The sequence below is a fragment of the Plesiomonas sp. genome (assembly GCF_051650925.1).
Lineage (GTDB): Bacteria > Pseudomonadota > Gammaproteobacteria > Enterobacterales > CAMTGL01 > Plesiomonas.
The window spans coordinates 1-8771 of sequence record NZ_JBOFRH010000408.1 but is presented as its reverse complement, the minus strand read 5'-3'; the positions used below and the strand labels follow the sequence as shown (position 1 = coordinate 8771).

The 8771-nt window shown below is 51.8% G+C and carries 10 protein-coding genes and 1 riboswitch; of the genes, 6 read left to right on the top strand and 4 right to left on the bottom strand.

Features of this window, described 5'->3' with window-relative positions; translation table 11 throughout:
• Both ACRC27_RS09460 and fadA read left to right on the top strand, forming a co-directional pair.
• On the top strand, positions 1–1227 hold a 1227-nt coding region (locus ACRC27_RS09460), incomplete at its 5' end, for a 3-hydroxyacyl-CoA dehydrogenase NAD-binding domain-containing protein (RefSeq protein WP_438639763.1).
• A gap of 13 nt (positions 1228–1240) precedes the next feature.
• Positions 1241–2404, top strand: a complete 1164-nt coding sequence (gene fadA, locus ACRC27_RS09455; protein WP_438630599.1) for an acetyl-CoA C-acyltransferase FadA — start codon at positions 1241–1243, stop codon at positions 2402–2404.
• A 137-nt stretch (positions 2405–2541) separates the two neighbouring features.
• Here fadA and ACRC27_RS09450 read toward each other — a convergent pair whose 3' ends face one another.
• Positions 2542–2718 carry a hypothetical protein gene (locus ACRC27_RS09450; RefSeq protein WP_438621816.1) on the bottom strand — a complete coding sequence of 59 codons (177 nt, stop codon included), beginning with the start codon at positions 2716–2718 and terminating at the stop codon, positions 2542–2544.
• Positions 2719–2946: 228 nt separating this feature from the next.
• On the opposite strand from ACRC27_RS09450, the gene tusA reads away from it, so the two are divergent.
• Positions 2947–3204: a sulfurtransferase TusA gene (tusA, locus tag ACRC27_RS09445; protein WP_438621815.1), complete on the top strand. Its 258-nt coding sequence runs from the start codon at positions 2947–2949 to the stop codon at positions 3202–3204.
• 30 nt (positions 3205–3234) lie between these two features.
• On the top strand, positions 3235–3585 hold the full coding sequence (locus tag ACRC27_RS09440) for a RidA family protein (RefSeq protein WP_438621814.1): 351 nt from the start codon (positions 3235–3237) through the stop codon (positions 3583–3585).
• A gap of 71 nt (positions 3586–3656) precedes the next feature.
• Here the strand turns inward: ACRC27_RS09440 and ACRC27_RS09435 are convergent, their stop codons facing one another.
• The 3 genes from ACRC27_RS09435 to ACRC27_RS09425 all read right to left on the bottom strand — a co-directional run bounded on the left by ACRC27_RS09435 (position 3657) and on the right by ACRC27_RS09425 (position 6039).
• Entirely contained in the window at positions 3657–4322 is a 666-nt protein-coding gene (locus tag ACRC27_RS09435) for an OmpA family lipoprotein (RefSeq protein ID WP_438621813.1), read from the bottom strand.
• A 208-nt stretch (positions 4323–4530) separates the two neighbouring features.
• On the bottom strand, positions 4531–5079 hold the full coding sequence (locus ACRC27_RS09430) for a TMEM165/GDT1 family protein (RefSeq protein WP_438621812.1): 549 nt from the start codon (positions 5077–5079) through the stop codon (positions 4531–4533).
• A gap of 16 nt (positions 5080–5095) precedes the next feature.
• Positions 5096–5298: riboswitch (yybP-ykoY riboswitch) on the bottom strand.
• 177 nt (positions 5299–5475) lie between these two features.
• Entirely contained in the window at positions 5476–6039 is a 564-nt protein-coding gene (locus ACRC27_RS09425) for a DNA-3-methyladenine glycosylase I (RefSeq protein WP_438630597.1), read from the bottom strand.
• Between the two features lie 139 nt (positions 6040–6178).
• Here ACRC27_RS09425 and glyQ point away from each other — a divergent pair, with 139 nt between their 5' ends.
• Both glyQ and glyS read left to right on the top strand, forming a co-directional pair.
• Positions 6179–7096, top strand: coding sequence for a glycine--tRNA ligase subunit alpha (gene glyQ / locus ACRC27_RS09420; protein ID WP_438621810.1), 918 nt, complete (start codon positions 6179–6181; stop codon positions 7094–7096).
• A gap of 2 nt (positions 7097–7098) precedes the next feature.
• The coding region (gene glyS, locus ACRC27_RS09415; RefSeq protein ID WP_438639762.1) for a glycine--tRNA ligase subunit beta at positions 7099–8771 on the top strand (1673 nt) is incomplete at its 3' end.

The window sequence follows — 8771 nt, the reverse complement described above, 5'->3', positions numbered from 1 at the left end:
CATGCGGCAGTATTGGGCGCGGGTATTATGGGCGGTGGTATTGCTTATCAGTCGGCGCTCAAAGGCGTTCCGGTACTGATGAAGGATATCAGTGAAAAATCGCTTGAGCTGGGTATGAACGAAGCGGCGAAGTTGCTGGATAAGCAGCTTGAGCGTGGAAAAATCAGTGGCCTAAGCATGGCCAAAACGCTGGCATCGATTACGCCGAGCCTGCGTTATGACGGTATTGACCGCAGCGATATTATTGTCGAGGCCGTGGTTGAAAACCCAAAAATCAAACAAGCCGTACTGTGCGAGGTGGAGTCTTTAATCAGTGAAGAGGCCATTTTAGCGTCAAATACCTCGACTATTCCGATCAATACCTTGGCCGCCGCCCTGCAACGCCCACAAAACTTTTGTGGGATGCACTTTTTTAATCCGGTTCACCGTATGCCGCTGGTTGAAATTATTCGTGGCGCAAAAACCTCAGATGAGACCATCAACCGTGTGGTGGCGTATGCCGCCAAAATGGGCAAATCCCCGATTGTGGTCAATGACTGCCCTGGCTTTTTCGTGAACCGTGTACTGTTCCCCTATTTTGCCGGATTCAGCCTGCTGCTACGCGATGGCGCTGATTTCCAGCAAATCGATAAGGTGATGGAAAAACAGTTCGGGTGGCCGATGGGCCCTGCTTATCTGCTTGATGTGGTCGGGATGGATACTGCACACCACGCTCAAGCAGTGATGGCTGCCGGCTTCCCGCAACGCATGAATAAAGATTACCGTGATGCTGTTGATGTGATGTTTGCCGAGCAGCGCTTCGGGCAAAAAAGCGGTAAAGGGTTCTATTTATACAGCCAAGATGCCAAGGGAAAACCGAAAAAAGTGGCCGATGCGGTAACCGCAACACTGCTGGCACCGGTGTGTGCAAAATCGCGTGATTTTACCGCTGACCAGATTATCGCCCGACTGATGATCCCGATGATTAACGAGGTGATCCGTTGCTTGGAAGAGGGGATTATCGCCAGCCCTGCCGAAGCAGACATGGCACTGGTTTACGGTTTAGGTTTCCCTCCGTTCCGTGGCGGGGCATGTCGTTACCTTGATAGCCTTGGCAGCCGCAATTATGTGGCGCTGGCCGACTCACTCGCTGAACTTGGTGCGCTGTATCAGGTGCCTGCCGGTCTGCGCGAGAAAGCGGCCACCAATGACACTTACTATCCACGCCACAGCCTGCCGCAGGCCTAACGGAGAAAAATTCATGAACAACGTTGTTATTGTTGACTGCCTGCGTACCCCGATGGGCCGTTCAAAAGGCGGAGCATTTCGTCATGTTCGTGCCGAAGATCTCTCGGCGCACTTAATGCGCAGCCTGCTGGCACGTAATCCGCAACTCAATCCAAACAGTATCGAGGATATCTACTGGGGCTGTGTGCAGCAAACGCTAGAGCAAGGGTTCAATATTGCCCGTAATGCTGCGCTACTGGCGGGTATTCCGCATACCGTTGGGGCCGTTACTGTTAACCGTTTGTGCGGATCATCGATGCAAGCAATTCACGATGCCGCGCGTGCCATTATGGTCGGTGATGGTGAGGTGTTTCTGATTGGCGGCGTTGAGCATATGGGCCATGTTCCGATGTCGCATGGGGTTGATTTTCATCCGGGGCTTTCAAAATCAGTTGCTAAAGCAGCCGGTATGATGGGGTTAACTGCCGAGATGCTCGGGAAAATTCACGGTATCAGCCGTGAGATGCAAGATGAATTTGCCGCCCGATCACACCAATTGGCACATCAGGCAACATTAGAGGGGCGCTTTAAGGCAGAAATCGCGCCGCTGGCCGGCCACGATGCCGACGGGGTAATGAAACTGTTCGATTATGATGAGGTTATCCGACCCGAAACCACGGTCCAATCACTGGCAGCGCTGCGTCCGGCCTTTGATCCGGTTAACGGTACGGTGACAGCCGGTTCATCCTCGGCACTGTCAGACGGTGCTGCTGCAATGCTGATGATGAGTGAAAGTAAGGCTCGTGAGCTAGGCTTGCCTATCCGCGCCCGCGTGAGAGCGATGGCGGTGGCAGGTTGTGATCCCTCAATTATGGGATACGGCCCAGTACCAGCGACTCAGAAAGCCCTGCAACGCGCGGGACTACACATCGGTGATATGGGGGTGATTGAGCTTAATGAGGCATTTGCTGCCCAAAGCCTGCCATGCGCCAAAGATTTGGGGCTACTACCGGTGATGGACGATAAGGTCAACCTCAACGGCGGAGCAATCGCGCTTGGCCATCCGCTAGGCTGCTCAGGGGCACGAATTTCAACCACGCTGATCAATTTAATGGAAGCCAAAGATGCACAATTTGGGCTGGCTACCATGTGTATTGGTTTAGGTCAGGGTATTGCGACGGTGTTTGAGCGGGTTTAATTTTCCCTCATACCTTGCGGATATCCGACGGCTTCTATCCCACAAAAAAACCGCTGTTGATCTGCAATAGCGGTTTTTTATTGCCGAGAGTTTTATCAAATAACCGATGTAGCAGAGAAGTCAGTCGCTTAAAAAGCTTACTGAATATTCCAGCGGCGCACCTGCTCTAGCCCCACACCGATAATCGGCAGTGCTAACGCGGCAAGTGACAACAGTTGAAACTGATTTTCCACCAGTTGCAGTAAGAGCGTGCAGACGGCAATAAACCCGAGTGCGCCATACAAAGCCAGCCGATCATGATAAGTAAACATCATCCACGCCCTCTTTTTACCGTTGATCACTTTACCCTAGCGGGTATTGCCGTTTATGCAATTGCACAGCTAACAGTTTGCGGATTTTTTTCGAACAACGGTTGGAGAGTGCGAAATTCATCATTAAACTAGTTTGTCTAAACGGGCGGCACGCGAGCACGGTGTGACTTCCCCCGCACGACAATGACAGCCTACCGTGGCTGTGAATGATGGCTGTATAAAAGAGGCGGTATGACAACCCCAAGCTCTGATTTTGAGCACCCCGATAACACGCTCAATGCCCTAGGTTTACGCTGCCCTGAACCGGTGATGATGGTGCGCAAAACCATCCGCACCATGCAAACTGGGCAAACGCTGCTGATTATTGCCGATGATCCGGCAACAACTCGCGATATTCCGAGCTTTTGCCGTTTTATGGATCACCAGCTACTACAGGCTGATACCGATGTACTGCCGTACCGGTATTTAATCCGCAAACAAGGCGAATAGACTTTTTTATCACAAAAGGCTGAACAGAGCATGAGTACTATTGAACGTATTGGCACCACCACCCGCTGGTCAGATCTTGTGATCCACAATGGCACTGTGTATGTCGTTGAAGTACCGGTCACACTTGATACCGATATCCACCAGCAGAGTCTTGAAGTGCTAAACAGCCTTGAACAATTGCTGCAAAAAGCCGGTTCAAGCAAGGCGCATATTCTAATGGCAACCATTTACCTGCAAGATATTCAGGATATTGCCGCGTTTAATGCAGTATGGGATAAGTGGCTGCCTCATGGTTGTGCGCCAGTACGGGCCTGTGTACAGGCTCGTTTGGCACATGCCGAATATAAAGTTGAGATCCAGCTAACGGCTGCAACCTGCTAAGTGTCAGCCTGCACCATAAAAAATGCCGACAGAATATGCCGGCATTTTTTTACGCGCTAAAACCCAATAACTTAGTTAATCGGGCTCAGAGTAATCTCTACACGGCGGTTCTGTGCACGGCCGCTTTCGCTGCTGTTTGACGCAACAGGGCTATCTGGGCCTGCACCGTAAGTACGCAGACGCGCACCAGAAACACCTTGGGTGATCAGGCTGGATGCAACAGATTGTGCACGACGCTCAGACAGCTGCATGTTGTATGCGCGCTTGCCTGTGCTGTCAGTATAACCGACTACATTAACCAGTGTTTTTTCATACTCTTTGAGGATCATCGCCACACCGCTCAGGGTGTTGATGCCAGCAGGCTTTAAGCTGGTGCTGTTGGTATCAAAAGTCACATTGTTTGGCATGTTCAGCACGATGTTGTTACCGTCACGCGTCACGCTAACACCGGTGCCTTGCAGTTGCTGACGCAACTTCGCTTCTTGCACATCCATGTAGTAACCGATACCACCACCGAGCGCTGCACCGGCCGCTGCGCCAATCAGTGCACCTTTACCGCGATCTTTTTTCGAGGAAGAGGCCACACCAATCAGAGCACCCGCTGCGGCACCCAGTAAAGAACCGGTCGTGCCCTTGGCGGTTTGCTGCTCATTGGTATACGGATTTACCGTGGTACAACCCGACAGCGCAACCGAAATACACAGCGCGCCGATTAAACTCGTTACACGTTTGTTCATATTAAAATACCTACAAAATCCATTAACCGCGCCAATCATTGCGCAGAATAAAAGCAACACCGACCCCTAAGAATCACGCCCCTGCTTCATCGTGCGTATTGCAGCAATTCACCTCGCATTTCGCAACCCATTTAATGCAAGAAACCCCATCAACCTAATGTTTGATAGGGTTTAGACATCTTCGATTACCTATTTACTGCAGGGCAGCTTACAAAACCAGCAATGAAGCCACACCCAACCCGGCAAAAACCAGTGCCGCAGCACGGTGTCCCCAAGCAGATTTCATGTACGGGCTTAACCGCTCACCAAACCACAACATCGGCGCATTTGCCGCCACCATACCCAGCGTAGAACCGATCAGAACCAGTGTAACACTGTCATAGCGGGCACTCAGTAATGTGGTAGCAATCTGGGTTTTATCCCCGATCTCGGCGATAAAAAAGATCACCAGTGAAGTCCAGAACGGGTGCCCGCCCTTAACTTCGCCATTGTCTTTATCAGGGATTAAGATCCAAGCGGCCATCAGTAAAAACCCAATACCCACTACCCAGCGCATAATATCAGGCGTGATATAGCTGGCCAGCTCAACCCCAATCCATGCCGCCACAAAGTGGTTCAGCAGTGTTGCCGTTACAATAGCAGCAAGAATAGCCCACGGTTTATGGAAACGTGCCACCAGTAATAACGTCAGCAGTTGGGTTCTATCGCCCATTTCAGCCAGCGCCACGGAAGCAAAAGAAGTAGCAATTATCGACACGACATACTCACAAGGGGCGAGGACCAACGTAAACATATGGCATAACGCTGCCCCCGCCCCTGCGGTTACAGTCGTTAGCCATAGGTCTCGTCAACCTCAGTGGAGCGAGGCTGCTGCCGCCATGCCCTTCGGGCAAGCTTGTTGACGACAGCTCTGTATCAAAACAGCGCACTCAAACAAGTGCTAAGATACAAAAGACTACTCCCCCATGACAGAAGGAGCTTCACGCGGGGAGATCCTCCCGCATGAAAACAGGCGAATTCTACCCATTTCATACTGCGGAAACAAGTGTGTAACCCCACCATGCAGTCTGAATATCAGTACGGTATAACATTGGTATAATATTGATACCAAGAGCCTACACTCTGCCGAATCCCTCCTGCCGTACCATTTACATCATGACGCTTTAGCCCTGTGCCAGTCACAGCATTGCTGATGATCATTCACTAATCCGGCGGCCTGCATAAACGCATAACAGATTGTCGGGCCAACAAAGGTAAACCCGCGCTTTTTCAGTGCCAGACTCAGCGCTTTTGACTCTGCCGTTTCGGTAGGAGTCTCAACCCGATCATCAGGTGGCAATAACGGTACAAAACCGCCGACAAATGACCAGATAAACGCCGAGAAATCTTCGCCGCACTGCTGCATCGCCAGATATGCCCGCGCATTTTTTACCAACGCCTGTAATTTTAAGCGATGGCGAATCAGCCCACTGTCGGTCAACAATAACGCGATATGATCTTCTGACATCGCCGCCATCAGTTGCGGATCAAACTGATAAAAACAGGCCCGATAGTGCGTACGCTTTTTCAGTACCGTGATCCACGATAATCCAGCCTGCTGCCCCTCAAGGCAGAGCAGCTCAAACAGCGCCCGACTGTCGTAACAGGGCACACCCCACTCCGTATCATGGTAGTGCTGATATTCAAGATCAGCGCTGACCCACTCACAACGTTGCATCACAGCTCCTTGGTTGATGTGCAGCCTATCGCGCTTTTACCCGCAGCCGGCGAGTTTCCATATCAGTGCTTTCTATATCGGGTGTGCAAACGCTATACTAAACGCCTTTATCCTAACAAGACCGAATTTGCAATCCATTATGCAGAAGTTCGATACTAAAACCTTTCAAGGCCTGATCCTGACACTGCAGGATTACTGGGCACAGCAAGGCTGCACTATCGTGCAACCTTTAGATATGGAAGTGGGCGCCGGTACATCGCACCCGATGACCTGCCTACGCGCACTCGGTCCTGAGCCGATTGCCGCCGCTTACGTGCAGCCTTCACGCCGCCCGACCGATGGTCGTTACGGTGAGAACCCTAACCGCCTGCAACACTACTACCAGTTTCAGGTCATCATCAAGCCCTCTCCTGAGAATATCCAAGAGCTGTATTTAGGCTCACTCAAGGCGCTGGGTCTTGATCCTCTGGTGCATGATATCCGCTTTGTGGAAGACAACTGGGAAAACCCGACTCTCGGTGCATGGGGTTTGGGCTGGGAAATCTGGCTCAACGGTATGGAAGTCACTCAGTTCACCTACTTCCAACAAGTCGGCGGTATGGAGTGCAAACCCGTTACTGGTGAAATCACCTACGGTCTTGAGCGTCTGGCCATGTACATTCAGGGCGTAGACAGCGTCTACGATCTGGTCTGGAGCGATGGCCCGCTGGGTAAAACCACCTACGGTGACGTTTTCCACCAGAATGAAGTTGAGCAATCTACCTACAACTTCGAACACGCCGATGTTGATTTCCTGTTCACCTGCTTTGAACAGTATGAGAAAGAAGCACTGCATCTGCTGAATCTGGAAAAACCGCTGCCTCTGCCTGCCTATGAGCGCATCCTCAAAGCAGCGCACACCTTCAACTTGCTTGATGCCCGCAAAGCTATTTCAGTGACAGAGCGTCAGCGCTATATCCTGCGCATTCGTACACTGACCAAAGCCGTGGCAGAAGCCTATTACGCATCCCGCGAAGCCCTCGGTTTCCCGATGTGTCACCGTGAAGGGGCGAAATAATCATGAGCCAAGCAACATTCCTAGTTGAAATCGGTACCGAAGAGTTACCACCGAAATCTTTGCGCGCACTGGCACAAGCCTTTGCTGACAACTTCACCGCCGAGCTGGATAAAGCCAACTTAGGCCACGGTGCGGTCAGTTGGTTTGCCGCCCCGCGCCGTTTAGCCCTGAAAGTGGCTGATCTGCAAAAAGCACAACCCGATCAGTCCATTGAAAAACGTGGTCCAGCCATTGCTCAAGCTTTTGATGCTGAAGGCCAGCCAACCAAAGCGGCCCAAGGCTGGGCACGCGGCTGCGGGATCACCGTTGAACAAGCCGAGCGTATGGTCACCGATAAAGGTGAATGGTTGCTGCACCGTGCTGTTGTAGCTGGTCGCCCTGCGAATGAATTACTCGGTGATATGGTTGCCAGTGCGCTGGCAAAACTGCCGATGCCAAAACCTATGCGCTGGGCAGATAAGAGCATCTCTTTTATCCGCCCAGTTCACACTGTTACCCTACTTTTGGGTGATGAGCTGGTGGCCGGTGAAATTTTAGGCGTAACGTCTGGCCGCACCGTACGCGGTCACCGCTTCATGGGCGAAGCACAGTTCACACTGGAAAATGCTGACCAGTACCCACAGGTGCTCGAAACCCGCGGAAAAGTGATTGCGGATTACCAAACCCGTAAAGCCATTATTTTGGCTGATGCACAAAAAGCGGCCGAGCAACTCGGTGGTATCGCAGATCTTTCAGACAGCTTAGTGGAAGAGGTCACATCACTGGTCGAGTGGCCAGTAGTACTGACCGCAACATTTGAAGAAAAATTCCTTGCTGTTCCGGCTGAAGCACTGGTTTACACCATGAAAGGTGACCAGAAATACTTCCCGGTCTACAGCAAAGAGGGCAAATTACTGCCGCACTTCATCTTTGTGACCAACATTGAATCGAAAGACCCACAACAGATCATCAGCGGTAACGAGAAAGTGGTGCGTCCGCGTCTGTCTGATGCTGAGTTCTTCTTCAAGACTGACCTCAAACATACACTGGCCGATCGCCTGCCGCGCCTGCAAACCGTACTGTTCCAGCAACAACTCGGTACGCTGCGTGATAAAACTGATCGTATTGAGCAAATGGCTGGCTTTATCGCCGAGCAAATCGGGGCCAACACCGAACATGCCCGCCGTGCCGGTTTATTGTCAAAGTGCGATCTGATGACCAACATGGTGTTTGAATTTACCGACACCCAAGGCGTGATGGGCATGCACTACGCCCGTCACGACGGTGAAGCTGAAGATGTTGCCGTTGCCTTAAACGAGCAGTATATGCCGCGCTTTGCCGGTGATGCCCTGCCATCGTCTCTGGTTGCCTGCGCTGTCGCGCTAGCCGACAAAATGGATACACTGGCCGGTATTTTCGGTATCGGACAACATCCGAAAGGCGATAAAGACCCGTTTGCCCTGCGCCGTGCAGCCTTAGGTGCACTGCGGATCATCGTTGAAAAGCAGTTGCCACTTGATCTGCAAACGCTGACCGAAGAAGCAGTCCGCCTGTACGGAGACAAAATCAGCAACGCCAATACCGTCAACGATGTTGTCGACTTTATGCTTGGCCGTTTCCGTGCTTGGTACCAAGATGAAGGTTTTGGCGTCGATGTGATTCAGGCTGTATTGGCTCGCCGTCCGACCCGTCCGGC